General features: G+C 37.6%; 25 protein-coding genes. 10 read left to right on the top strand and 15 right to left on the bottom strand.

Annotation, left to right across the window (positions count from 1 at the left end):
• The first annotated feature begins 33 nt into the window (after positions 1-33).
• Complete coding sequence (locus QE404_RS08905) at positions 34-2,925, top strand: AsmA-like C-terminal region-containing protein (RefSeq protein ID WP_307449494.1); 2,892 nt, start codon at positions 34-36, stop codon at positions 2,923-2,925.
• Between the two features lie 111 nt (positions 2,926-3,036).
• Here the strand turns inward: QE404_RS08905 and QE404_RS08900 are convergent, their stop codons facing one another.
• The 4 genes from QE404_RS08900 to QE404_RS08885 form a co-directional block, all read right to left on the bottom strand.
• Positions 3,037-3,975 carry a helix-turn-helix domain-containing protein gene (locus QE404_RS08900; protein ID WP_307449491.1) on the bottom strand — a complete coding sequence of 313 codons (939 nt, stop codon included), beginning with the start codon at positions 3,973-3,975 and terminating at the stop codon, positions 3,037-3,039.
• Between the two features lie 57 nt (positions 3,976-4,032).
• Positions 4,033-4,806 (bottom strand): SDR family NAD(P)-dependent oxidoreductase, encoded by a 774-nt coding sequence (locus QE404_RS08895; protein WP_307449488.1) that lies wholly within the window; start codon positions 4,804-4,806, stop codon positions 4,033-4,035.
• Positions 4,807-5,554: 748 nt separating this feature from the next.
• The gene (locus QE404_RS08890) at positions 5,555-6,517 is read right to left on the bottom strand and encodes a hypothetical protein (protein ID WP_307449486.1); all 963 of its coding nucleotides are present in this window, start codon (positions 6,515-6,517) and stop codon (positions 5,555-5,557) included.
• Positions 6,518-6,523: 6 nt separating this feature from the next.
• Complete coding sequence (locus QE404_RS08885; protein WP_307449483.1) at positions 6,524-7,477, bottom strand: C-type lectin domain-containing protein; 954 nt, start codon at positions 7,475-7,477, stop codon at positions 6,524-6,526.
• 571 nt (positions 7,478-8,048) lie between these two features.
• Here QE404_RS08885 and QE404_RS08880 point away from each other — a divergent pair.
• Positions 8,049-8,465, top strand: a complete 417-nt coding sequence (locus QE404_RS08880) for a pyridoxamine 5'-phosphate oxidase family protein (RefSeq protein WP_307449480.1) — start codon at positions 8,049-8,051, stop codon at positions 8,463-8,465.
• A gap of 197 nt (positions 8,466-8,662) precedes the next feature.
• Here QE404_RS08880 and QE404_RS08875 read toward each other — a convergent pair whose 3' ends face one another.
• Positions 8,663-9,730, bottom strand: a complete 1,068-nt coding sequence (locus tag QE404_RS08875) for an SDR family oxidoreductase (protein WP_307449477.1) — start codon at positions 9,728-9,730, stop codon at positions 8,663-8,665.
• 101 nt (positions 9,731-9,831) lie between these two features.
• The gene (locus tag QE404_RS08870) at positions 9,832-10,410 is read right to left on the bottom strand and encodes a Crp/Fnr family transcriptional regulator (RefSeq protein WP_307449474.1); all 579 of its coding nucleotides are present in this window, start codon (positions 10,408-10,410) and stop codon (positions 9,832-9,834) included.
• Between the two features lie 484 nt (positions 10,411-10,894).
• Between QE404_RS08870 and QE404_RS08865 the strand changes: the two genes are divergently transcribed.
• A complete protein-coding gene (locus QE404_RS08865; protein ID WP_307449472.1) occupies positions 10,895-11,272 on the top strand; it encodes a hypothetical protein in 378 nt (125 codons plus the stop codon).
• Between the two features lie 3 nt (positions 11,273-11,275).
• A complete protein-coding gene (locus tag QE404_RS08860) occupies positions 11,276-11,860 on the top strand; it encodes a super-infection exclusion protein B (protein ID WP_307449469.1) in 585 nt (194 codons plus the stop codon).
• 60 nt (positions 11,861-11,920) lie between these two features.
• On the opposite strand, the gene QE404_RS08855 is transcribed toward QE404_RS08860, so the two are convergent.
• Positions 11,921-12,151: a hypothetical protein gene (locus QE404_RS08855; protein WP_027379653.1), complete on the bottom strand. Its 231-nt coding sequence runs from the start codon at positions 12,149-12,151 to the stop codon at positions 11,921-11,923.
• A gap of 116 nt (positions 12,152-12,267) precedes the next feature.
• Between QE404_RS08855 and QE404_RS08850 the strand changes: the two genes are divergently transcribed.
• Together QE404_RS08850 and QE404_RS08845 are read left to right on the top strand one after the other, a co-directional pair.
• Positions 12,268-12,423, top strand: a complete 156-nt coding sequence (locus tag QE404_RS08850; RefSeq protein WP_307449429.1) for a hypothetical protein — start codon at positions 12,268-12,270, stop codon at positions 12,421-12,423.
• Positions 12,424-12,427: 4 nt separating this feature from the next.
• Entirely contained in the window at positions 12,428-12,802 is a 375-nt protein-coding gene (locus QE404_RS08845) for a hypothetical protein (protein WP_307449428.1), read from the top strand.
• On the opposite strand, the gene QE404_RS08840 is transcribed toward QE404_RS08845, so the two are convergent.
• Positions 12,780-13,094 (bottom strand): hypothetical protein, encoded by a 315-nt coding sequence (locus QE404_RS08840; RefSeq protein WP_307449427.1) that lies wholly within the window; start codon positions 13,092-13,094, stop codon positions 12,780-12,782. The genes QE404_RS08845 and QE404_RS08840 overlap by 23 nt on opposite strands.
• 407 nt (positions 13,095-13,501) lie before the next feature.
• Between QE404_RS08840 and QE404_RS08835 the strand changes: the two genes are divergently transcribed.
• From QE404_RS08835 to QE404_RS08825, 3 genes are all read left to right on the top strand, one after another.
• Positions 13,502-14,413 (top strand): hypothetical protein, encoded by a 912-nt coding sequence (locus tag QE404_RS08835; RefSeq protein WP_307449425.1) that lies wholly within the window; start codon positions 13,502-13,504, stop codon positions 14,411-14,413.
• 158 nt (positions 14,414-14,571) lie between these two features.
• Positions 14,572-15,516: a hypothetical protein gene (locus QE404_RS08830; RefSeq protein WP_307449422.1), complete on the top strand. Its 945-nt coding sequence runs from the start codon at positions 14,572-14,574 to the stop codon at positions 15,514-15,516.
• Between the two features lie 6 nt (positions 15,517-15,522).
• Positions 15,523-16,206 (top strand): hypothetical protein, encoded by a 684-nt coding sequence (locus QE404_RS08825; RefSeq protein ID WP_307449421.1) that lies wholly within the window; start codon positions 15,523-15,525, stop codon positions 16,204-16,206.
• Between the two features lie 28 nt (positions 16,207-16,234).
• Here the strand turns inward: QE404_RS08825 and QE404_RS08820 are convergent, their stop codons facing one another.
• The gene (locus QE404_RS08820; protein WP_307449418.1) at positions 16,235-17,206 is read right to left on the bottom strand and encodes an IS1595 family transposase; all 972 of its coding nucleotides are present in this window, start codon (positions 17,204-17,206) and stop codon (positions 16,235-16,237) included.
• 445 nt (positions 17,207-17,651) lie between these two features.
• On the opposite strand from QE404_RS08820, the gene QE404_RS08815 reads away from it, so the two are divergent.
• Positions 17,652-18,344, top strand: coding sequence for a hypothetical protein (locus QE404_RS08815; protein WP_307449415.1), 693 nt, complete (start codon positions 17,652-17,654; stop codon positions 18,342-18,344).
• Between the two features lie 219 nt (positions 18,345-18,563).
• Here QE404_RS08815 and QE404_RS08810 read toward each other — a convergent pair whose 3' ends face one another.
• Genes QE404_RS08810 through QE404_RS08785 form a run of 6 tightly spaced genes read right to left on the bottom strand, consistent with a single transcriptional unit; the run spans position 18,564 to position 26,986 of the window.
• Positions 18,564-19,730, bottom strand: coding sequence for a PepSY-associated TM helix domain-containing protein (locus QE404_RS08810; protein WP_307449412.1), 1,167 nt, complete (start codon positions 19,728-19,730; stop codon positions 18,564-18,566).
• Positions 19,730-22,147 carry a TonB-dependent receptor gene (locus QE404_RS08805; RefSeq protein ID WP_307449409.1) on the bottom strand — a complete coding sequence of 806 codons (2,418 nt, stop codon included), beginning with the start codon at positions 22,145-22,147 and terminating at the stop codon, positions 19,730-19,732. Before QE404_RS08805 ends, QE404_RS08810 begins: the two co-directional genes overlap by 1 nt.
• Complete coding sequence (locus QE404_RS08800) at positions 22,134-23,522, bottom strand: AMP-binding protein (protein WP_307453832.1); 1,389 nt, start codon at positions 23,520-23,522, stop codon at positions 22,134-22,136. Before QE404_RS08800 ends, QE404_RS08805 begins: the two co-directional genes overlap by 14 nt.
• 5 nt (positions 23,523-23,527) lie before the next feature.
• Positions 23,528-23,773: an acyl carrier protein gene (locus tag QE404_RS08795; protein WP_307449401.1), complete on the bottom strand. Its 246-nt coding sequence runs from the start codon at positions 23,771-23,773 to the stop codon at positions 23,528-23,530.
• A gap of 1 nt (position 23,774) precedes the next feature.
• The gene (locus QE404_RS08790; protein WP_307449398.1) at positions 23,775-25,178 is read right to left on the bottom strand and encodes an MATE family efflux transporter; all 1,404 of its coding nucleotides are present in this window, start codon (positions 25,176-25,178) and stop codon (positions 23,775-23,777) included.
• On the bottom strand, positions 25,175-26,986 hold the full coding sequence (locus QE404_RS08785) for an IucA/IucC family protein (protein ID WP_307449395.1): 1,812 nt from the start codon (positions 26,984-26,986) through the stop codon (positions 25,175-25,177). The genes QE404_RS08790 and QE404_RS08785 overlap by 4 nt, the downstream gene beginning before the upstream one ends.
• Between the last annotated feature and the right edge of the window lie 6 nt (positions 26,987-26,992).

Here is a 26,992-nt window from a genome sequence, read left to right as displayed (position 1 = left end):
ATGATAATCAGTATAAGTAATAAAAAATATTCTATGGAAGTTAAAAAGATCATTATAAAAATCCTGAAATGGACAGGAATTGTTGTGGGTTCTGTTCTTCTTCTTATATTTATTATTCCTGCATTGTTTCCGGGAACCATTTCGGAACAGGTAAAAATATTTGCCAATATGCATCTTGCCGGGAAACTCGATTATAAAAAAAGCCACCTCACATTTTTCAGGCATTTTCCTTCGCTTACCGTGTCTGCGGATGATTTCCTGCTTAAAGGTTCAAAACCATTTCAGAACGATACATTACTGTCGGCCCGAGAAGTTGCTGTTGGGATTAACCTTAAAAACCTGATTTTTAACAGACAGATTAAGATTGATGAAATATATGTTACCGATGCTTATGCCAACGTTTTCGTCAATTCGAAAGGGGAAGCCAATTATAATGTATACATAGCAAAGCCTTCAGAAAAGCCTAAAGATACAACAGGCACTGGTACTTCGATAAAGCTGGACCTGATTAAGCTAAGGAACTGGAATATTAAATACAATGACCATTCTGCCAGGGTTCTGGTGGATGCCAGAGGCCTGGATTATACCGGTAAAGGCGGTTTGAGTGAAGATATCTTTGACCTGACTACCTATCTTGATATTGATAAGCTTGATTTCAGCTTAAACAGGACGTACTATGCCAAACAAAAGTCGCTGCACGCAGACCTGATCACCAGGATCAATACCAATGCACTGACTTTCGTGCTGAGGAAAAATGAATTGAGAATTAATGACCTGCCATTGAAGTTTACCGGGTTTTTGAGCGTCCTGAAAGACGGCTATAACCTTGACATCAATGCAGCTTCTGAAAATACAACCGTCCGCAATATGATTTCTGTCTTGCCGCCGCAATACCTGGAATGGGCAAAAGATACCAAGATTGAAGGAAAAAGTGATCTGTTTTTCAGCCTTAAAGGGAGGTTCAGCGAACCTAAAAACCTGAAGCCGCGTTTACAGGCCAGGCTGATGGTCAAAGATGGATTTGTATCCAGTGGAAAAGCCCCCGTTCCTATGAACAATTTTAATATGGATATGAATGTGGACTTTCCTGACCTGAACACAGACCAGCTTGGGCTGGACCTGAAAAACTTAAGCTTTGACTTAGGTAAAAACAATAATTTCAAAGCGGTGGTAAGGACGAAAGGCTTAGATGAGATGCAGGTATTTGCTGATGTAAAAGGTGCAGTTAACCTGCAGACCCTGAGCCAGGCACTGGGACTGAAAAATATGGAAGTTAAAGGCCTTTTGGATACCAATATCAAAGCCAACGGACTCTTCAGCTTGGATAAAAAATTGTTTCCGAAAACACAGGGCTACCTTAATGTGAAAAACGGCTGGCTGAAAACAAAATATTATCCTAATCCTATTAAGGACATTCAAATCATGGCCAATGTTGTCAATACAGATGGAACCTTCAAAAGCCTGGGCGTACAGCTTCATCCGTTTACATTTGATTTTGAAGGCAATCCGGTTTTTGTAAATGCAGATTTACAGAATTTTGAGGATGTCCTGTACAAGGTGAGGGCAAAAGGAGTCCTGAACGTTGGAAGAATCTATAAAGTATTTGCAAGGAAAGGGTTTGATGTCAATGGCCTTATTATGGCCGATGTTTCCCTGAACGGGCGACAGAGTTATGCAACGACAGGCCAGTATAACAGGCTGGATAATAGAGGGAATTTAATTTTAAAAAATATAAAAGCCACCACGGAATACCTTCCGAAATCTTTTTACATCAAAGAAGGGAATTTCCAGTTTGAGAATGAGAAAATGTGGTTTAGGAAGTTTTTAACTACATATGGCAAATCGGATTTCGCCTTAAACGGATATCTTTTAAATACCATTAATTATTTTATTGAAAGGAAGGGGATGCTTCATGGCAAGTTTAAACTGAAATCAGGATACATCCTAATCGATGAGTTCATGGCCCTGAAAAACGGTGACAATGCTGACAAAGCCATAGAAGTGGATTATGCAAAAGCGGAAAATCCTAATAGCAGCGGAGTGGTTATTGTCCCTAAAAACCTGGACGTTTCTTTGGAAGCGGATGCAAAAACGGTTGAATTTAAAGGGTTGAAGCTTAGTAATGTATTCGGTCTGGCCTCTGTTGACAAAGGGCAGGTATATCTTAAAAATACCTCACTCAACGTAGTAGGAAGCAGGATGAATATTGACGCACGCTATCAGGATGAATCCCCGATAACCGCAAATTACGATATCGCACTTAAAGTTCGGGATTTTGATGTGCAGCGGGCTTACCGGGAAATAGATATGGTCCGTGAAATGGCTACCGCCGCAAAAAGTGTCAAAGGCATTGTATCCCTGGACTATAAATTAAAAGGAGACTTTGATAAAGATATGAAGCCGATCTATCCGTCCCTGGAAGGTGGGGGAGTCGTCAACCTCAGGGATGTGGAAGTTAAAAACCTGAAAATGCTTTCCGCGGTAGGAGACAACATCGGAGCAAAAGCATTTAATGATCCCGATATGAAAGGGGTGAATATTGAGACCCACATCAAGAACAATTTGATTCACGTAGACAAGTTTACCTTTAAAGTTTCTATTTTAAGGCCAACCATCAGCGGGACAACCAGCTTTAACGGATTGCTGGATTTGAGAATCAGGGTCGGAATTCTGCCCGGAGGGATCATAGGGTTTCCTGTTGTGGTTACCGGAACGCACGAAAAGCCGAAAGTGAAAATTTTCAGTAAAACCGGGCAGGGAATCATTGACGCACTCTACAATCAAAAATCCAATAAAGTCATCCGCCAGGAAAGGCGTGCCGAGAAGAAGACCAGGAGACAGCAGCGCAAAGAAAAAGAAGCTCAGGAACAGAAAGCGAAAGCAGCCGAGAAAACGATAACAAAAGATCTGAAAGAGAAAAATTAGGCAAGGTATCCCATCTGTACTTACTTAATTTTCTATGCATGCAAGCCGGTAACTGAACGCTTAGCCGGAAATGAATCTCCATTTCAAACGGGTTACTCATGAGCTGTTGAGCTATTTCATTGGCGCAGTTCCGTTAAATGAGTTCCTGAACTCCACAGGCGAGAGACCGGTCTGGGCCTTAAACATCTTGCTGAAGGACTGCTGATGCTCAAACCCCAGTTCATAGGCTATTTCACCAACCGTCAGATCGGTGGACATCAGCCGTACCTTTGCCTGTTCAGTAAGTTTCTCCCGGATATACTGCTGGGCATTTTTCCCGATAACCGAGCGCAGGACATCGCTCAGATATCCGGGCGAAATGTTAAGCCGTTCAGACAGGTACTGTACGGTAGGAAGTCCCTGATGAAGCGATTCCTGATGGCTGATATAGTCATTGAGAATCTTTTCCGCTTTTTCGAGAATATTGTGGTTAACCACCTTCCGGGTAATGAACTGGCGTTTGTAGAACCTGTTGACGTAACTCAGTAAAAGTTCGATCTGCGCAAGCACCACTTCCTGGCTGAACTCATCCACACGGCTGTTCAGTTCCTGTTCCATAATCTTAAATATGGAAATGATGATCTTTTTCTCTGAGTCTGAAACGTGCAGGGCCTCATTGAATGAATAGGAAAAGTAACCGTATTGCTTTATTTTATTGGCTATGGGGTGTCCCAGCAGGAAGTCAGGATGGATCAGCAGAATGTAGCAGTAGGTTTCACTGTTGTACTCGGTGCTTCCTACCAGCTGATTGGGTGCCAGGAACAGCATGCTGCCTTCCTCATAATCATAGTGATCCCGCCCGTATTTCAGCCTTCCGCTATTCTTTGTGATGAACGTTATTTTATAAAAGCTAAGGATGTCATAAATGGGTGCCATCCCTGTATTGAAAGGATTGTCCTCATTGAAATGGACGAGGCTGATCAGCGGATGCTGTGGCGCAGGAAGACCGAAAGCCTGGTGGCTTTGGGATATGGATATAAAGCGTATCAGTTTATCCTCTTTCTTTTTCATAATATAAATGTATAAAAAACCTACGAACATCGTTGCCGTAGGTTTTTGCGTTAGAAATTACCAAGGGAGAATATGATCTTCTCCGCTGAAGTCGGCAGGCCCTGTAAAACTTCCTGTCGGAAGGTCTTCTGCCAGAGCTACCCGTATCGGTTCCTTTGAACCTTCTTCCACAGAATCGGTTCCCTGGAAATTGTTGAGTGCCGTAGCCGTAAATCCGGGACTCACAAGATGAACTTTGATATTGGTATTTTCCAGGTCAATTGCGAGTGAAAGGAATATCCCGTTCAGGGCTGTTTTGGAAGCACCGTAAACGGCATCAAAATTTGTACGGTACGGATTCTCCGGATTTGCATTAATGGTAAGAGACCCCAGTGCGCTGGAAACAGTTACGATGCGTGCGCTGGGTGCCTGTTTCAGTAAGGGCAAAAATGCCTGCGTTAAAGCAAGTGTCCCAAATACATTCGTATCCCACACCGTTTTCAGTTCGTCGATCGAAGCAATGCTGGCGCGTTGCGATCCAAGAACTTCTTCCATGGTACGGCCGGATGCGCCGGCGTGTGAAACTGCAGCATTATTAACCAGTAATGTGAGATACCCATGTTCATTTTCTATGGTCTGTACTGCTTTACGGATCGATTCGGGATCGGTAATATCCAGCTGGATAGCCTGGGCTTTTTCGCCCAGCTTTTCTACAGCAGCTTCGCCTTTTTGCAGATTACGGGAACCTGCATAGACTTTATATCCATTCTCTGTAAGGGCTTTTGCAATCTGAAAGCCCACTCCTGTATTGGCACCTGATACCAGTGCCACTTTATTTTCGTTTGTCTGCATGATGTTTTATATATATTTTGTAGAACAAAGATGGGTATTAAAATGGCTTTTCCTGTATCCGGATCGAAACTATTTGAAGCCGAATTGAGGATAGCGGTTATTTTATCATAAATTCATAGATTTCACCTCATTGGGATGCGTAGAAATGGTTGTTCGCTGATAAAGAGAGCCATATGAAGTCAGGCTTATATTATTCTATCTTTTATAAGTGCGGGAGCTTATAATACTAAACAGCGTAAAGCGGTTTTCCGTAATGAACGACTTGTAGATCATGCTATCTTTATATAAAAATACATTATGACCAGGCATATTTTAATTTCAGGACTGTTTTGTATCATGAGTTGCAGCAAGAAAGCGAGGCCAATCATTATTGGCACAAACATAAGCTATGAGCAAAGCAGATTACTTTTAGAAAACAGTAAAAACCTGGAGCAACAGAAAACTCAAATTTTGGTATTGGTTAATGGTAGGGAATGCTCCTGGGATCATTTTTCTTCGTTGCTAAAGAAAGGTAAAATTAAAACTTTTACAATAGTAAAGGATCCATTGGAAATCCAGAAAGTGCAGAAGCCGTCCGGATCTGTAAAGGCATTGCTATTGGCGACCCAATGATTATACTTCCTGATCCCCAAAATGCAGGGATAGCTGAAACACACTTATAAAAAATCCCCCGGATCTATTGATCCGGGGGATTTTTTATAAACTGCTGATTCCATTTCAGAAGCCCATGTCTGAAGGAAACAGATCCTTACTGCTGAAATTCTACAATAAATCCGCTCACACCGGTGTTATTAGCCGGAAAATCGTTCCATGGATGGACCGAGGTATAATTGTTTTTTACTACAGTCACATTATCATTTTTCCCGTAGGTATGCACAAAGCCTTCACCTGAACCGGCATTATTAGGTTCATTATCATAAAACCAGTTGACTTTTCTCACAGCTGAAAGGCCCCCTGCACTGTAATCGTGTAAAGGCTGTTCACCTGTAATCCATTTCTCTTCCGGATCCGGTGTCAAAGCGGATCCCGCGTCCCATGAAAATTTTACAAAGCCTATCCATGTTCTCTGAGAATCGAAAACGGTATTGTTGGTTAACAGGTTCTGTTCTACATACTGCCATTCGTTATCCGTGGTAAATGTAGCCAGGTATCCACCCATATTTTTGGCCGCATTGTACGCATCGAACCAATTTATGGCCCCGTTGCCGGAGTAAGCGGTATAGGTATGCCCGTTTACAGTATAGGTTATATTGCCCTGTTTTGTATAGGTACTGCTGCCTATTGTAAGGGTTGCAGGAGTAGATGACGCCGTGGCGGTTTTGCTGGGAATATAACCCAGGATATTAGAATCCACTGATGTTGAATAGCTGAGGACTGTAGTATTGGTCACAGCCCCTAAGCTTCTCCAGATACTGCCATCGAAGTAATAGCATCCTGCGGATGTAATATTGGCGGTCTTCGTGTCTGCAGCAGTTGGAATTGAGGTGGCATATACAATAGCGCCAGTCTGTGCTGCGGTATATTTGGGTCCCGCATTCTTAATCTGGTCTCCCGTCATGCGTGGCATCCCGATTCCTTCTGATGTCGTTCCGTCTGTTTTCAAAGCATTTACCTGAAGGCTGGAAATGACATTGGAAGTTCCTATACCCATTTGTGCAGAGAGACCAATGCTGCATCCTGCAAAAGACAGTAATAATAAATATTTGTTCATTTTTATTTACTGTTGAAATTCTACGATAAATCCTGTGGTATTTGCCGAATTGGCCACCACATCATTCCAGGTATGGGTGGACGTATATCCACCGTATGTTTTTGTACCGCTGTTCTTGGGTAAGGTAATGACAAATCCTTCTGTTCCGCCGGAATTGTTCGGTTCTCCACTGTTAAACCAGTTGGATTTCCTTACTGCGCTGGTACCTCCTGCACTGTAATCATGCAGCGGCTGCTCTCCTGTAATCCATTTTTCTTCCGGGTCAGGGGTAAGCGCAGCTCCTGCAAACCACGAAAACTTTGCAAAACCAATCCATGCCTGCTGGGAATCAAATGCAGCTGCACTCAAAAGGTTGGTTTCAACCTGCTGCCATTCCGCATCCGTTGTAAATGTAGCGAGGTAACCACCCATATTTTTAGCTGCATTATACGCGTTATACCAGGTGATTCCTGCTCCGCCTGCAGCATAAGCCGCATAGCTGTGACCATTATAGCTAAAAATACCGGTACGTGTAGCCGTAACACCATTGATAGTAACTGTAGCCGGGGCACTGTTGCCTGCTGTAGCGGTATTGCTCGGTACATAGCCCAGGATATTGGGATCGATGACGGAGCTTATGCTCAGGGTTGTTGTAGTGCTCTGTGCACCCATGCCATGCCATACGCTGCTGTCAAAATAATAATAGCCGGGAGCTGTAATATTTGCGGTTTTAGTGGTAGTAGGTGACGGCACTGAAGTGACGTATACAATAACACCAGCATGTGCAGCAGTGTACTTTGAATCGGCTGCTGAAAGTTGGTTTCCTGTAAGCCGTGGAGCAATAACTCCCTCTGCAGTTGTTCCATCCGTGTTTTTTGGAGCTACATCCAACGTAACTTTAGGGGATGTGGTATTTATCCCAACTTGGGCTTTAGAAAAGCCGGCCGACAAAAGAATGACCAGAAGTAAATTTCTTCTCATAAATAGGTTCTAAAATTTTTTGCAAAGATAGGCAAATTAAGAGCTATATAAAGCTGCAAATGCTTATAAATAGGGAAAATAGAGGGGTAGTAGGTAAGTGTGTATCTTATATGTTCATCTTCAGATCATTACACGTTACACTGAAATCTGATCGAAGGCTTCAGCCTAGTTAAAAATGGCTTTTCAGCCGCTATCAATTTAAAATTATAGTAAAATAAGAGTTTTAAAAAATGTCTTCTCAACAGTCAGCCTGATTTATCTGCCTTCTTTGATCCGTATTATGCTATGGGCTAACCGGATGTATTAAGAAATATATCCTTTCCCAAATGATGTTTAGGAACAGGCATTTCTTCCGTTTTAAAATATCTGAGTTATTTTTTAGATTGTCTTTATCATTAAGGTAGTCAGAATCCCAAAAAATATATTGTATCGGTATACCTTTTGGTTAAGCATATATGATATAATAATGCTGATTAAACTTATTATGCCGGCCATTCGACTTTGAAAAGCGGACAGGAAATAAAATAACATATTTTCAGAACAATCACCAAATAATACAAACAAAATTACAATGAAAAAAGCATCATTAAAAACCATTGCAGAAAAAATGAAAGACTTAGATTTCTGCATGATGATTACACACGATGGAAGACAGGTTCCGCATTCGAGGCCGATGAGCAATAACGGCAAAGTAGAATATGACGGGGATTCCTGGTTTTTTACGTATGAGGACAGCAACAAAGTTCATCAGATCAAGAAGGATGATAAGGTAAGTCTGGCTTACCAGACAGATGATATGCTGTTTATAGAATGTTACGGAACGGCGGCAATAATTAAAGATAAATCGGTTTTAAAGAAAAAATGGGTTGATGGCCTTGAGCAATGGTTTCCGGAAGGAATTGAAACACCGGGAATCTGCTTGTTAAAAGTAAGTGCCAAGCGGGTTACCTTCTGGCATAAGGATGAAGAAGGGGAGTATGTGGCCTGATCAACAATCCGAACAGAATAGATATCACAGACCCAAATCTCATCTGTATGTTTTTACATACGCGGTAGACCGGCAAGTCGTTTAATATATACATTTCAGATATATATTAATCTATTAATGATAATTTGCTGCATTTAATCAGTAAATACAAAGCCATACGAATGATGCGTATGGCTTTATTATTACATCCTGTAATTTTAAGGGATTATCTTTTCCTGTTTCAATTTATTGAATAAGCTGAAAAAAGAATCCTCCGTGCTTTCAAATGCAGTAAAACCGTATTTCCTGCTTTTGGACATATCGGTCATTACTTCCAGCGGCCTGCCCAGATCCAGATCCGTATGCCAGGCAGAGCTGAGCCGGTCAAGATGGGTTTCTTTAAGGCCGTATTGGTGTGCAATCCGGCTCCAGACTTCCTGTTTATTCTCCATTTCTTTTTCAAGGGGCCTGATGGAACCGTTGTAACCTTCTGCTTCAATCCCGAAATAGTCTGCAATTCTTGTCCATAACCATTTCCATCTGAAAACATCTCCATTGGTTACATTGAAGGCCTGATTTTTACAATCTTCCGTTGTTGATGCCCAAATCAGCTGTTTGGCCAATATTTTAGCATCAGTCACATCAGATAATCCATTCCACTGGGCTTCAGAACCCGGCCATACGAATTTTGCACCGGTTTCTTTGCATATGCTGGCATAAACGGCTAACGTAATTCCCATATTCATCAGGTTACCAATGGCATATCCTATAACCGTATGCGGCCGGTGGATGCTCCAGGAGAAATGGTCTCTTTCTGCCGCTTCATACACTGCATCTTCCTGAGCGTAATAGAAATTAGGATATGCTAACCTGGGATGCTCTTCCCTTACCGGTGTTTCAGGCAATATTCCTTCTTTTACATACGCTTCAAAAGGGCCTAAATAATGTTTTAACCCGGTAACCAATGCAACATGGCGGACTGATTTTTTAGGCGATAAGGCATTAAGCAGATTTCTTACCATCGCGCTGTTAACGATGATATTTTCTTTTTCAGTGTCTTTCCGCATCCAGGTAGTAAAGAAAACGTGGGTAGGAAAAATATCCTTAAGAGCTTCAGCTAAACCTTCTTCATCCAACAGATCCGCCTTAATGGTTTCTAATCCTTCAACAGCTGTCCTGTGGTTTCTCGCTAAACCATATGTGGTCCAGTTTTGCGCAATTAATTCCTCAGCAAGATTGCTTCCTGTAATTCCGGTTGACCCTACAACCAGTGCAATATTTTTCATAGTACATATTTTAATTAAACTTGTATGAGCTTAACAAAATTACGCACAGGTCTATCATAAAAAACTTGACCGGGATCAAGAGTTTTTAAAAAGAAATAAGGTTATTGAAACAGCAGTTTTCTTCTGATCCTGCTTACCGTTTCCGGGCTCAGCCCTAAATAAGAGGCAATAAGGGCATGGGGAATTCTCTTAAAAATATCAGGATGAGTCTGTACCAGTGACAAATACTTTTCCTCTGCAGTCGACTTATTGAAAATAATCAGCCGCCGGTCTTTTGTAACCAGACTGTTTTGATAGAGAATCCTGAAATACCGGTCCATCACCGGAATTTTGAGCGTTAGTGTTTCATAATCGTCAGAACTGATCAGAAGCAGTTCAGAGCGTTCAATGGCGTTAATATTCAGCAGTGCTTTTTCCCGGTTGATAAAACTGTTGAAATCGGAAATCCACCAGCCTTCAAAAGCAAAAAGGCTGATCCTGTCCTGGCCTTTTTCGTCGCTGGTAAACGATTTCAGGATTCCGTTGCATACGAATGCAAGGTGAGTGCAGATTTCGCCCTCACGCAATAGAAATTCTTTCCTGTTAAGCTTTTTCTGGATGAAAAAAGTTTTCAGCAATGTTATATCTTCCTGGTTGAGCTCAACCTTCTGACGAATATGTTGTATTAAAATATCGAACATGGCAATGGAAATTAATCAATGATCCAATCTGACCAGACCACGGCACAGGAGAAGCAAATATAGGTAATTAAAATTATGTTATCCATTCATTTAGCAGGCCTGATGCCCAGTATCTGCCCGTAGAAATAAGGATCGATTAGTAAACCAGGTAATATTTTAAAAGATGGAGACACGGATGCCCCAGTATTTCCAACTTGATTGTGCTTAAGGAGGTTTGAAAGATGATCATCTGGTGTTGTGTTGTCTAAGATGGTAATAAGAACTAACCGTAACGTTCTAAAAGCTCCTCTGCCAAAAGCTGAAAATATTTTAAATACCTACCAAAAATTATCAAATAATATTTGATAATAATATACTAGTTAATACCAAATTAATTAAACAACATTTCAAAACCTAAACAGCATCAATCTTTTTGGTGTTGTTTGCGTTACTATTTGCTTATCAGATATAGATTACATAAATTTACTATTAAACAATAATAATTATGAAAACTTTTGATGATTTGCAAAGTATTTGGGAAGATTTAAATATCAAACCTTACAATCATGATGGAAAAATAGAAATAACAATCATGACTGGAGGTGATGATAAGCTAGTTATTAGTATATCTGATAAAAATGACGAAGACAGTGGTAAAAGTATATTTTTGAAAAACGTTAGAATCCAACCTTTAACTAATAATGATTTTAAAATTACATTTATTGATGATGACAACTTAAACATTACTTTCTTAAATGGAAAACATCCAATTAATAATAATGAAAATTTAATGATATTAGATATCCCTGAATATGGGAAAAGATATTTTGAGAAAAAATCAGGAATAAATTTTAAATATCAACCAATAAATTTAGGCTATTAAAGTATGGAAAAGATTATTGATAGGCTGTTTGATTGGGATAAAATATCGACAAAACTTATTTTCTTATTATTTTTAATTACAGGAATATTATTATTTATACCCGATAATTACTTACAGAATTTAAAGCTAGAATCATTTATTTCTGAGTATGGAAAGTATATTGGAATTACTTTTATTAGTACTGTAGGTTTTCTTTTAGTATCATTTACTTCTTATATCATTTCTGTAATTAGAAATAAAAGAGCTACTATTAAAATTAAATCAACTATTGTTAAAAATATCAATCAATTGACATATCCAGAAATATTTGCATTAAGAGAATTTTTGATTAATGGAAAATCGACACTTCAATTACCATTTTTGGACGAAACAATTATAAGTTTAGAAAATAAAATGATTATATATAAAGCTTCTAATACTGGAGTTTCTGCTATAAGAGGACAGTATTGGGCATATTCTATATCAGAATATGCATTGCCTTATATAAATAATCACTTACTTAAAATACCAACAGAATTAAATGATGAAATTAAAGCTAAAATTGAAAATGAAAGACCAAATTGGTCATTAGATAATAGTTTCAGATGATATTATTAGTAGTATATAATCTGCAATAAGCCCAGCTAAATGGCTGGGCTTGTTATTAAACTATTTTGAATTATTCTTTTTAGCTTCAGAAACTTTCCTATCATAAGGAGATTTATTAGTAGGTTGTAATGAGATATTTTCCTGATGAGCTTTATTAGTAATGGACCCTTCTGATCGACCAAGTTCATATGCTATTAATCCAGTAGGTGTATTCTTATCTGCTAATTTTTGTAATTTTTCAATATCAGATTCAGTCCAAGTCTTACCTTGATTTTTAGGAGTTTTTGCCATAGTTGTAATTTTTAGTTTTCATAAAATTAAGAAATAAAATTGATAGTATTGTAATTTCTTTCAACAATAAAGCTTATAATTCATTGAGTAGCATATATATTCTAAATTCAATTATTATGAAATCATTAAAAGAATTCATCGCAGAAAATTTAGAAAATCCTACTGTTACAACTATTCAAGAAAATACAGAAAAGCTGGTTGAAGAAAATAGCAATCAAGAAACTGTTGAAGAGGGCGCTAAATCAAATGAAGACATAACCAAAAAAGACTGATGCTATGGGTTTAGAAATCAACCAAAAGCATCAATTTTATTCTGAAGAACATAATGTCAAATTAGATTTTTTCATTTTCAAAAATAATCACCCTAGATTATTAGTTAGTCAATTAGAAAGAAATTTTAAAACTTCTTTTAACGAATGGCTAAATTTGCCAGATAAACAAAAAGTTGCAGACTTTAAATCAGTATGCTATTTTGACCAATATGGTTATAAGACATGTGGTGACTATTTTAATGATTTTGTTATTGATGTTGATCAACAACAATATTGTTCATATATGTTAGCACATCAATATATTGGTGAGCATAATGAAAAATTATATTCTGAAACATTGGATTTTTATAAACAAATCAGAAAGTTCCATAAATTTTAACCAAATTTTCATAATAATTAAAATTATGAAATTCTAAGTCACTGTCTGTTATTTTAAATATTTTACCATTATTGTAAAGTATTAAAATATCAAAATCTTCATTGTTAAAATTAATACTGGTTTGAACATCAGTTTCAATATTAAGAATACTTTCAAATCTATAATCTTGTGTATTTGTATTTAAAGGCCATGGAACAAACTTTATTATATCATCTTCAAAATATGTATGCCCTTTAGCGATAGAATCATTTAATATACCTTGCAGTTTTTTATATAGTTGATATGTTGTCATCAAAAAATTTTAAGTTACAATTTACCAAATAATCGTATAATAACTATCTATAAGTAGCATTACTTTTAACAATCATCAGTAAGTTTTCATTTAACATTATATCAAAACCCTCTATTTTAGAGGGTTTTGCGTTTTTCAGCCTTAAATCTTTTTTATATATTTGTATTATTAAAAATAAAAACCATTCCGAAAAAGGAATGTAAAATAAATCGTGCTAATTGCATTATTGCTAACCTAAACTACCACAACGAAGTTTTCGAACTTTATCTTTAAAAGCAAATAATGTATATAAGGTACGCCATTTTGGCGTGGCTTGTATCATTGCTTTTAAGGGTGTGGTAGCCCTTGGTTAACGTGGTACAATGTCCACGCTTTATTTAAGCATTATTAACCAAAACTACCACACAATGAAATTTGAATTCTCTACATTCAAAGCAGTAGCATCATGTTCTATTTTGATCCTAACAAATCTCTCTTTATTAGGACAAACAAAATTTACTTTTGATGATGAAACACTAAAAAAGTTTGATTATCAGACTTTAACTCCTGTTAAATACAAACAAATAACCGATGGCTCAGAAAAAAGAAATGCTTACATGATTTCAATTGACGAGCAAATTCCCATTTCCTCAGATGAATTAAAAGGTTCTTTTAATGTTGTTTCAAATAAAATGGGCTTTCACGATCAAGATGTTTCGGGACATTTTCTTAAATATGAATTATCAGAAGAGGTAATGAAATATTATGAGCTTTCTGAAAGTAATGTATTGTTGGTAGAAAATGAAAATACCAAGAAACTTTATATGATGGAATCAAGTTTTCTTAAAAATATCAATAAGGAAAAAGAAGAAAAACAAAAATATGAAGCTGATCGAGAAACTATAAATAGATTTATGCAATCACTCGGCTATAAACCTTATACAATAGGTGAAAATCTATATGTGAAAACAAAATATTATCGAATTTGGTGTACTATGGCTACACTTGAAGTCTTACAAAAAGATAAGGACTATTTAAAAAAGGTTGATAATTGGTATGAACATCGAGAATCCATACGAAAACAAATTATAGCAACTATTCCCAAACTTGATCATTACGTAAGATTATACAAAATACAAAGAAATAGAATGTCAAAGGCTGATATTTCTGCATGGGCGGTACTTACAAAATCGGCTAATAGCTTAAATAAAAAACAGGTTGAGTTAACTCATAAGTTATGGGGATTAATAGAATTATATGACACAACAAATGGATATAATAAATCTGCCGATGAATTTATCAACTATTTAAGTGCTTCTAAAGGAATTTTAGGGATATAATTTCGTTTACAGAGTCAATTGTTTAATAAATATATATACAATAATTTTTTACACGTCAAGTTATGACGTTAACGAATTTTAATTTAGATTCTAATTACTGGAAACCGTAATTTCAATTTCAAACTTTTTTATATATTTACCAAATCGATAAACATACCATGGAAAATGAATTAAAAATAAAAATTCTTTCAAATAGTAATGGAGAAAAAGTTAGTCTCGATAACATATCTATAGATGCTGCCGATGCATTAAAAGTATTTATAGAATCATTGAGCGATTTTGCTAAGAGTTATAATGATAATTCAGATGTAAAGTTGTCTATGAAAGATGGATGTATCGAAACAATACTAATTTATCCTGCAGATAAGACAGAAATATCAGAAGATATTGATGAAATAATTACTGGAAAATCTTTTGAAACTCACAGAACAAAATTATTCAAAAATATTCAAGACAAAATAAAATTGAATGGTCTTGAGTATAGTGTATTATTGAAGGAAAATAACATCGAAAAAGATTTAACCAAGAATTTTAAAGATAAAAACTTTCCATTAAGAAGAGGAAAAAAAGTTCAATTAAAATTTGAGATTGTTTTTCTACATGGTGAAATATTTGAAGCTGGTGGAAAATCTAAAACAAATGTTCATATTACTGTTGGAGATAAAGATTTTAAAATTGACTGTACGAAACCGCAGGCAACTGCTATGGGTGGTGTATATAACAAAGTGAATTTATCTGTATTAAAAAAGTGGAGAACAGAAACCAATATTGAATACATATTAATAGAAAACTATTCAAAAGAAAAAGATTATGATTATTTCAAAAAATTGCATGAAGAATTTAAGAAAAAAAATACTTTAGAAAAGTACGACTATTTACATGATAAAGTTGTTGAAATACTTGAAGATGAAAATATACACACAAATAACATAATTAAACTATTAAGACTTTATAATAATCAATATACAGATAAAGACAGAGGTATTTTACGAACATTGTTAATGAGTATCAAACCTATTTTAAAAGAAAATGATGAAATTTCTTACTACTATAATGAAGTAGCTAAAAGATTTAGATATGGTAGTAAATCACAAAAGATATAGCAGACGATGGATTTTAAAAAACTTTTAACCAAATATAATACTAAAAACCTTTCCGAAAATTTTGTTGCAATTGCAACTCAAATTTATAATAAGAAAGCTGTACATGCTGGAATTTTAATCAGATATAAGAATAAAGACTATCTACATCATTACCCTGGTGGAAATCAAATTCCCTTGGTTGAGGAAAATTTTAATGGTGATGGTTGGTATATCTATAAATCAGCCGACTTTATTAATGAAGACGAGTATGAAGTTGGTGCATTTCTTCAATATTGTAGAAGAATCTGTAAAAATAGCAAAATTAGCTACGGCTTTATAACCGATGGTTCAAAATATGATCAAAGTGGAAAATTTGTAAATAAGAGTGAACTTCCAGAAATTGGAACTTGTGTTGGATTTTGTATAAATACTCTTACGGGTGCAATCATTGATATTCAAGATAATATGTTCGAATTAGATGACTGGACTGATTCGGAATTACTCCAATATCGTGATGAGAAATATCAGCAACAAAATAAAGATAAATATCCAGATATGGATTTGAATTTATATAAGCTTTTTAGAAAAAGAATAACGCCAATGGAATATTTATGTTCATCATTTTTTCATAGTTACCCAATACGAAAGGATGAAATTTCTGATATTATACTTCCCGTACAAGAAGTTATTGATCAAAAATTTGCTTCATAAGATTAACATGGGGTGAAAGCCCCATGCTTTAACCTATCAACTCTTCATAAGTAAGTCGTTCCTCAAATGCACAATATAAAGCAAAATTAAATCTATTGCCTTCATCAAAATCTTTAGTGTTATATCTAAAGGAAAATTCGTCACAGTAAAGTTGTAAATGTTTTGGACTAACTGAATGATAAATACCAAGAATTCCACGTTTTAGTAAACTCCAGAATCCTTCAATACTATTTGTATGATAGTTATCTTTGACATATTGACCTCTAGTATGAGGTATACTTTTATGTTCGTAATGTTTGTGTACTTGTGAATAACCTTTCCAACCATCACTAACCACAATAGAGCCTCTTTTGACCATGTTTTTAATAATCGTTGTGAGAGTTTTCCCTTTTGTGTTAGGAACGATTTCTGTAGATACTTTTCCATTACTAAGTAAACCAAATACAACAGCTTTTGTTTTAGTACTTCGACCCTGGGTATTTTCTACTCTTTTTTGCCATGATTTTTTATGATTTTTACCACCTATGTAAGTCTCATCCACTTGAGTGTCACCATCAAAACTTTTAACTTTTTCAGAACGTAATGAATGTCTAATCCTTGAAAGCATGAACCATGCAGTTTTTTGCGTTACGCCAATATCTCTTGCAAGTTGATGACTGCTAATACCTTTTTTGTGGGATGTGAAAATATAGATTGCATAGAACCATTTCTTAAGCGGAATTGCTGAATTTTCGAACATCGTTCCAATTTTCACATTAAAATTTATTCTACAATCTTTGCATTTATAGATACCATTGAATTCACCATTCTTTTTTAATCTGTAATGGTCAGGTCGTTCACTTAAACAATTGGTACATATTGGGTCGTTGTACCAAAGTAAATCTTCCAAATATTCTCGACATTTTTGTTCTGTATTAAATGCTTCCATCATATTCGTTATAGAATCTGTAGGATCATTAAATCCAAGATTGAAAAGCTTCTGTACGTTATGAATTATCATATTTTATTAGTATATATAAATTTAATAAAAAAGATCGAGGCAGAACAATGCAGGGAGATAAACTTTTATGATTTTTATCTTGTTTTATATTTGATTTTCAGTTGGTTGTTGCTTATTATTTGACAATTTCAGGAATAAAAAACAGCATCAAAAGATTGATGCTGTTTAGGTTTTGAAATGTTGTTTAATTAATTTGGTATTAACTAGTATATTATTATCTAATATTTTTAAGTGAACTGAAATTAGTCGAAATTAGAATCCGAAATAAACAAATCGGATTAAAAATTTATTCTGGTGATAAAACGGAAAGCCTAATCTATGAACAGGCAATTTTTCACAGGAAAAATAAAGGTGAAGTTCTCATTTTAAACAAGTTTATAAAGTAAAAAAATGATTAAAGAAATTTTAATTCATCTTTATCAATAGAAAAACCCTTGTAAAAGCAATGATTGCAAAAATAATCTCAATTGCCCTATTTTGCTACTTCCTTTTTTTTAGGTGCTATGCCGTATGCTCACTGTTTTATTCCTTCATTATTCAGACACCTAACGAAAGCCTGGTCAGGAACACTAATAATGGTTATCAACTGACCATTTTTCAGCTTGAATTTTATTTTTTGCTTATCATTATATACGGTTTAAGACCTTCTCGGTTTAGCAAGATCATTGTTAAGAGCTACAAAGAAGGTGGAACTGAGAAATTCTCAAAAAAATCTTTTTTTTGGATCGTTTATATTGGCGTGCTACTTGCCGTATTTGGAATACCGCTATTAATTTTCAAAAATGCATTAGGAAATATTGCAGAGGTCATTACAACAGCCAACCAGTACATTATCGAAAATACAGGTTTATTGACAATGGCACTTATTTTTTTAGGCCTTAATATGTTGGGCTTTTACTATGACTTTATCAATGCTTTTCATTATGCCAAAATCCAGTTTTTCAGGCTTCTGCTGGCGTTTATGCTAACACTTCCGATTTCGGCATTTTTATATCTCATTTCGGTTGTACTGAAGATGAAGGCTGATGTACTAATTATCATCTGCCTGGCCTTTAACCTTTCTTTTCTTTATTTGGCACTTATGGCTTTGCGGAAACAAGGAAGTCAAAAAAATAATGCATCAGCATTAAAATTCTAGGCAGTAAGGAATTCAAGCTGTCACAAAAAGTAATATCATGCTGAGCTATTGCATAAAAAATAAGACTGACGATAACCGAAAAGTTAAAAAAGGTCCGGAACAAGAGGTGCATTATTATGATGCTCTGAGCCTTTATAAAAGGATGATTTTATCTTTTTAGAATTATATGCTGGCTAATGTAAGCGATTGACGGATAAGGTATATCAATTATTTCAAACCTTAAGTTTTGGATTTTTTCTTAGGCTTCTTTTTCTTTTTATTCAGATAGATGATAAAGCCCGTCACAGGCAATGAGGTTGCGATGATTGCCGCCAGAAAATAGATCAGCCTGCCCGGAGTTCCGAGAATACTTCCTGTGTGCAGGTCATAGTTTCTCGCTCTTAATGCTGAGCCGGATCCCAGATTATCTTTATAAGACTGATATTTTAGGATATCCCCCGAATACTGGTCGATAGTATAATGAATATTCCGGTAATATCTGTTGTCTATGGTAAGTTCAGCGTAGTACGTTCCCTTTTCTGTTCTTGGAAAACTGATCAGTGCCGATTTTTTGCCGTGAAGATCCTGGAGTACTTTATGGCCAATTAAATCCAAAATATTTTTCTGATGGGTAAATGCTCCGGCAGGAACTTTACTTTCAGCCTTCTTTTCCTGGGGAGCGTTTGCGTTTAATGTCTTTTCCATCCATTGATCAAGATCTTCAAAGTTCCATATCAATGCAGAATAACAGATCAATAATAACGGGATTATAGCATAGAATCCTAAGACATTATGAACATCATAATTGACCCTTTTCCAGTTGGCAGATGTTTTAATAAAGAACATCCCTTTCAGCATCGCTTTGCTCATTTTTCGGGGGTACCAGATGACCAGCCCGGAAAGTAATAGGACCGTAAACACAATCGTAGCATATCCTGTAATGGTTTTTCCTATTTTCTCCCCCAACAGAAGCCTCCGGTGAAGGTTCAGTACAATTTCAAAAAAATCTTTTCTGGCATCTTCCACATCCTGTACTTTCCCCGAGTACGGATCAATATATATTCTGTAATAATAGACATAAGTCCCCCAAAAGGTAGCCGCATCGTTATTCATTTTTAAAGTACGGAATACATAGGTTCTGGAAGGGTCAGAAGATATCTGGACTCTTTTTACGGTAAGGCTTTCCGGGAGCGCTTGTTCTGCCCTGAGACAAAGTTCTGAAAGAGGTAATTTTTTACTTCCTGTTTTATCTACAAAATATCTTTGGGGATGTATGAGCTGTTTCAGTTCATCTTCAAAAGCCAGGATACATCCTGTTGATGCCATGATAACAATGATAAGCCCGGACGTGAGTCCGAGCCATAAGTGTAATTGATATGCAATCTTTCTGAATTTCAGTTTCATCATTAGAATTTAAGACTTACTTCCGCTACAAAATTTCGGGGCATCTGGGCTACAACTACGCCCTGGCCTGCAAAGTATTGCGAATTCCCTAAATTATTCATTTTGAATCCTATTCTGTACCTTTCTTTTTCAAGGGAAACGGAAGCATTTATCAAAGTATAGGCAGGAAAAATAAACTGACCGGTAATCACTTTATTGCCGGTAATCTGTTTGCCCACTCGATTCACCCCGAAGCCCAGCCCTAATCCTTTAAGCCCTTCAATGGGAAGAATATAACTGATCCAGGAATTGAACACGTTTGCCGGGCCGGCAGATTCCGGGCGAAGACCTTCCACATTAGCATCAGCCTTTTCCCATTTGCTGTCGTTATAAGCGTATCCGGCCACAATATTGAGCCCCTGGACAGGATTCATCATGGTTTCTATTTCAATACCTTTGCTTCTTTGCTTTCCGTCCTGAACCGTAATATTGTATTCTTTTCCGTCACGAATGACTCCGATTCCCCTCTGCACATTGTCCACCAGAATATCATAATATCCTACCGTGAAGTTAATTTTGTTTCTCCAGAGGTTTCCTTTTACTCCGAATTCCCACTGATTGGCCATTTGTGGTTTCATGTCGCCGCTGTATTCAGGCAATTGCTGTGTAACAGGCGCTGTGTAACTAAAACCATTCATGTAATTTCCATAGGCAGATAAGTGATCTTTAATAATTTGATATACTAATCCAAATTTTGGAGACCAGGCTGTTTGTTTAAATTCTCCGGTACGGACATTCGTATTAAAATTAAGCTGTCCTTTGCTTTCATAATGATCCATACGTAAGCTTAAAAGAGTGATTAAACGGTCTGTAATATACGTTACGTTTGAAAGGTAGGCTCCGTAGAGGTTGGAGGAAGTGTTGTTTCTTACCAAAGGCGCTGTAGAGGTTTGGATTTTTTGCAGGACCAGATCCCGGGAGATATTTGCATACCCCTGCAATGTTTGTCCATTGATGTTATCATAGGCCACAATAGGGGAATGGTTATTATTTAAAGACTGATTAAGAAAATCCAGCCCTATCAAAACTTTGTTTTTGATTTTCCCGAGTTTAAACGCTCCGTTAAAGTTCTGCTGTATACTGGTAGACGAGCCCTCCGAGTTCTGCCATTGCAAGTTGCGCTCCAGCATGGCATCGCTGGTATTTCCTCTTATGAACTGGTACTGGTACAGTCCTTCTGTTTTTCTGAAGTTCCTTGAAATCAAGGTTTGAGAGTTCCAGCGGTCAGAAATTTTGTAATTGGCCTCAGCTTTTACATTGATTGAAGGAGCTTTTAAGGTGATGTCATTATTGGAATAGGATTTCTTCCAGTCGAATCCCAGCTCATCCGGATTATGTGCAAAATAAGCTCTGGTTCTCGGAAGAAAAATAATAGGCGTATTGGTTCCTTCATAATTATAAATCTGAGCGCCTAGATCAAATTTCAGCCTGTCATTGACCTCATAACTTAACGTAGGAGCAACGAACAGCGATTTCCTGAATTCAGAATCCCTGAACCCATTCTGATACTGATAAGCGGCATTCAAGCGGAACAAAGTCTTCCTGGAATCGGTAACCGGTCCGTACACATCAACAGTGGCTCTGTTCAGATTATAGCTTCCCATTAAATAGGAAACTTCCCCGCCGAAGTAGTCTTTAGGCTTTTTGGTGACAACATTGATAAGCCCTCCAAAGGAAGTTACGGCACCTCCGTACAGAGTTCCGGACGGCCCTTTAATCACTTCGATCCGCTCAATATCAGAAGGGTCTATTTCTCCGTTGGTATTGGCAGGAACTCCATCTACCATAGAAACTTTAGTGGGGAATCCCCGAAGACTGTAATAAAAACTACCGTCTCCTGATCCCCTTCCCGGGCTTCCCTGCATTTTTATCATTCCCGGAACGTTTTTCAGTACTTCCGAAACATCGTACGTAAGCTGCTCTTTCATTAACTGCTGATTAATGCTGGTATAAGCCTGAGGGTTTTCAAGGTTTTTGAGAGGCATTTTAGAGACCGACGTACTGTCTTTATCCAGAAACTTGTTTCTGCTGAAGCCATAGATGGTAATTCCTTCAATCACATTATTCTTCTCCGAGATATAAATCGGTGCAATTTCCTCCTCATCCTTTTCAACAGTAATCGTCTGTCGCATCAATTCGATATCATTAAGCATTATCTGAAGGGTGTATTCCCCGGGCTCTACATTATCAAAATGGTATTCCCCAGAATTGTTGGTTTTTGCCTGATAGGAAGTATTGACAAGCCTTAGAATAGCATTTTTAACGGGTACCTGCTCAGACAGCATTATCTTACCGTAAATACGGTCGGTTTGCTGTGCTGAAAGATAATTTGAAAATAATGTTACCGTAAAAAGGAATATAATAGTTTTAAGGGTTTTCATGTTGTAGGTTTTGTAGCAGGGGATAATTTATTTTGCCGTTTGGCGATAATGGAAAGGATTCGATATATTCAGTCTGTACATATTGCGGATTGATGTGCAATTTGTTTTTAATGGTTTCTTTAATGATCTGCGGATCTGTTTCCTTATGATCATACATAACCACAATTTTTTTATCCTTGTCGTTCAGGCATGCGAAAGTAGTTCCCTGCAATTCATTTTTAAGGATAAACTCAACTTCATCAAGATTGAGGCGTATGCCGAAAAGCTTCATGATGCGTTTTATCCTGCCTGTGATGTAATAGATTCCATCCTCATCTTTCCGGGCGGTATCCCCGGTGTGCAATACCTTTTTCTGATGGTAGTCTGCAAGGTCTTCCAGCGTGTTCGCATATCCTCCGAATATACTGGGATGAGAAAAAAGCAATTCCCCCGTTTCCTCGTCGATGGTGAAATTGCCGTTTTTTACAGGGGACCCAATAGAAGTTTCTTCATTCATGAGCCCTTGAGTGGAAAGGTATGCCATTCTTCCTCCGGCTTCGGTTTGCCCGTATTGAGCAAAGAATTCTTTAGAATATTCTTCACAATAGGCAAAAATAATTTTCCTGAGTTCGGTATTGATGGTCCCGCCGGTATGGGTTAAGTACCGCAAACTCGAAGAATTTTTCCTGAAAAAGCCAATTCTGTTAAGGTTTTCATACAAATAAGGAACTCCACCCAAAGTACTGTAACCATACTCATCCATTTCCTTCCAAAATTCGTTCTGCATAATGTCTTTATCAGAGCATACAATTCTGGCGGCACGCATACAGTTTGTGGTAAATATGGAGAAACCATATACAAAATTGATGGGAACATTTAAAGGAACTACATCAGATTCAAGGATCGGCATATAATCAAGGATACTTAATGCATTCTGATAAAGGCTCTCATCAGACAGCTTCACCAGTTTGGGGGTTCCTGTTGTTCCGGAGGTACTCAAAAGGATTTTAATTTCAGAATTAATTTTGATCTCATTCTGGTAATCGTCCATCATAAAAATCTTAATCGTATCTGAAAATTCTTTCAGGCTATAACCTGGAATCTCATTTCTCTGAGGATCAAAAATGTATTTGGGCCGGTATTCTGCCTCAAGGCGATCTTTGAAATCCGGATGCAGCTTTCGTCCCAGCAATGCAATGGTATGGGCAGTGCCGTAAAAATTAAGCAGAATTTCAATACTGTTTAGCTGATTATCATTGTAGAGAAACAGCAAACCTTTTTCCACGGGATTCAGCCCAAGAGAACGGTAGAGCATTCCTACAGGAATGGTCCTGCCGGTGGAGGCCTCTGTAAACAGGAGGTTTTTATTGGCAATTATATTTTCTAAGATTTTCATGGGCATTAATTTTCTACGAAGACTTCATACTTTTTCATTTTTTCACGAATTTTCCCTACAGTGCCCATTTCCATAATATCGTTGAAATCAAATTTAACCTGATAATATTGCTCTAAGGCTTCAACGATAAGGAGGTGCGACATAGAATCCCATTCCGGGATTTCCTGATAGGTAAGGTCTTCTGTAACGACTTCTTTTTTTACCGCGATAGCTGTTGCGATAATTTCATAAAATTCTTCGGTGGTATTCATTTTATATTTTTATAGTTTTCCATTTTCCATTTTTAAAAATCATCAGGAATAATACAGCCAATACGATTTCCGAAGAAACAATAGCTGTAAAGACTCCCTTCAGTTCCCATTGCAGCCTTACTCCCAGGATATAGGCCATAGGAAGCTGAATGACATAAAACATGATCATATAGAGCAGGGTTACCTGCATGATATTTCCTGCAGCATTCAGTGCGCGGCTTATCACCATCGTAAAACCTAATAGCAGATAGGCCATAGAAACCACATGAATGTACTGTACAGCATATCTTGCCACCTCAATTTCTGTGGTAAAGAATTTCACCACATATCCCGCAGCTATTTGCCAGAACAGGGCTACAGCAATGAGGTAGGTCATATTGATCGTTCCTGCGCGCCAAACGGTTTTTTCCGCCCGCTCTGAATTTCCGGCACCCAGGTTCTGCCCTGTAAGGACTCCTGCTGCATTTCCGATTCCCCAGGCAGGCATTGTGGCAACGGACGCAATACGCTGTGCAATGATGTATCCGGCAAGAGCTGTAGTTCCGAACGTGGCAATAATCTTAACCATAATCAGCCAGCTTGATGTAGGAATAACATATTGTACAAGCCCTCCGAAAGCAATTTTCAGAATCTTTTTCAACAGAGGGAAATCCCACTGAAAAGGAGCCATAATATGAATGCTGGTTTTTCCTGAAAAGAAGATGTATACCTGGTACAAAACACCCAGGAACCGGGATAAAAGGGCCGCGTAGGCTAATCCCATCAACCCGAAGGCAGGTATGGAACCCAGCCCGAAAACAAGAACGATGGCAAAGATGATACTGGAAATATGGCAGATCCAAAGAGATTTCATGGCAATGTCAGCATCACCCGCTCCCCGGAACAGTCCATTGACAGAAAGCCGGATAATAACAAGTCCTATGCTAAGGAAAACCAGCCTTGAAAACAGTGGCCCGTCATGTACACTATTCGTATTTACTCCCAGAAAGTGTACGATTTCGGAAGAGAATAAACATGATAAGCCGCCTATCAAAGCAGCAAAAAACAAAGCCAGCAAAATGATGTACTGAGCTGTTCTCCACATGCCTTCATGATCCTTTTCACCTGCTCGTCTTGCGGTTAATGTTGCTGCAGCAATACCGATACCTACCGCAATGGCATAAGCGAAATTGATGTAGTTGTCCGTAATTCCTACAAGCCCAAGGACTTTATCGCCTAATTTAGCGATAATTAAAAGGTTGACGCTCACGAATACGGATTCCATCACCAGTTCCATCACCATAGGAATGGCTAAACTAAAGATGGAACGGTTAATACTTCCGGTGGTCAGCTCCATTTTTCTTCCGGCTAAAGCCCCATAAGTAAAAACCGATCCTTCTTTTAGGATGTTAAAAAGTTTCCTCATACTACAGATACCGAATTTTTATTCGCGATCTGGTATAAAGGATTAGGCAGTGCGCCGTCTTTCCTTGGAATGGCAAATGCCCTGTTCTCGCTGTAACCGTTATTTTTCAGGCGCAGGCTATTGATGTAAAACCTTTTAAATGAAGGAACGTACAAGTCATATTTTTCATACCGTTCCTGCAGATGGGCGTTTTCTGTTTTATAACTTTCTATACAGTGGTGGACAAGAGCCCAAAAGGTTTGCTCTTTGACGTTTGAATAGGTATGCAGTAGGTCTGAAAGGTACCTGAAGAAAGCATCAAAGACCCCCAATAAGATAAAAAGCGGTACATTTTCTTTGTTAGAAGACTGTATAAGCCCATCGGCAAGATGTGAAGGAAGTTTTTCTCTGGCTTCTTGGGTAAGGACAATATCATCTACGAAATCTTTGATGACAATTCTCTGCGGGACACCATTTTTCAGGACAATCATAATGTTTTCCCCGTGCGGGGTTACACACAGCGAATGGGTATAATAGATGTGAAGCAGAGGGGTAAGGTAAGCATCGAGATAAGCTTTCAGCCATTCTTTAATGCTTACTCCTGCTTTTTCTGCAAAAGCCTGGACCAGGGGCTTGCCATGATCGTCTACATAAAGGAGCGATGCCATCGTTACCATCTGTTCATCCTCTTTCAGGTAGTTCTCAGCGCTTTCACGCCATAAAGCCCCAAGAAATTCATTGTACTGATACGGTATCTGGTCTATGGATGAATATTGCGGATGCAGGTACGTGACTGAAGCTTCCTCTCCTAAAAATATGGTTCCTTTGCTTTCAAGATACGCATCGTCTTTGATAAGGCCTTTCACCCATTCCGTGATGGACGGTGCTATTTTCATCTGCTTGGGAGACAGGCCTCTGATGTTGCCTGTACTCAGAATAGAAACGGCAGTTTTCAGATACCTTTTTTCAGGATGATCTGTGTTGTACAATGTACGGATGCTCTGCTGCGGGCTGTAAACATCTTTTCCTTCACCAAGATTAATGAGAAGTCCGGAGGCAATATCTCCCGCAAATTGAACCTGAAGCTTATGTTCCCATTGCCAAGGGTGGACAGGAATAAAAAGATAGTCATCAACTATTTTTCCTTCATCAGCAAGTCTCCGTTCAAAGCTTTTGTAAAGATCATCACCAATCTCCGAACGATAGAACTGTTCTGGGTTAATATGTTCCAATGCCTGGAATGTCGATCTGCTGCGATGGGAAGCCAGCCAGATGACCTTTAGGTTTTCATGGGCTTCAGGAGCAAAAGTCTTTAAATCCCGGGGTGAAAACCCTAGTCTGCTTTTATTGACGATTACCCAGGGATGACCTGTCATACTGTGTTCCACCGTCTGATAATCAGCTCTTGCCAGATCTTCTGATGTAATGATTCCCTTAGATAGAATTAAAGCATCACAATACAGGGTATGAAGGAGCTCTTCTGTATATTTGGCTAATGTGTTAGGATCGAGATCAAATACTGTCTGCATTTCTCTGAAAAAATCAGCCACTTCAAGGACGGATTTTTTTTCTCCGTTTTCAGTTTTTGTAATGCTGTCTTTATCAATATGCCAGTAATCCATCATCCTTTCCTGTCCTCTGAAGTTATAGGTAATATTTTCAAAACCTGTCTGAATGGTAAAAAAGGAAAACCCTTCTTCATCCCGGTAAGAAATTACTGGTTTCAAAAGTTCTTCATGCATGAGTTCTGCAAACGTTTTTGCCATTAAATTCCTGTTGGCCTGTTGCCAGTTTTCCTGGCTTATGGTATTTTTTAAAGTGGTGTTCATTTTCTG

This window comes from Chryseobacterium camelliae (assembly GCF_030818575.1).
Taxonomy (GTDB): domain Bacteria; phylum Bacteroidota; class Bacteroidia; order Flavobacteriales; family Weeksellaceae; genus Chryseobacterium; species Chryseobacterium camelliae_A.
The sequence above is the reverse complement of the archived record's forward strand: the minus strand, read 5'-3'. Positions and strand labels throughout refer to the sequence as shown.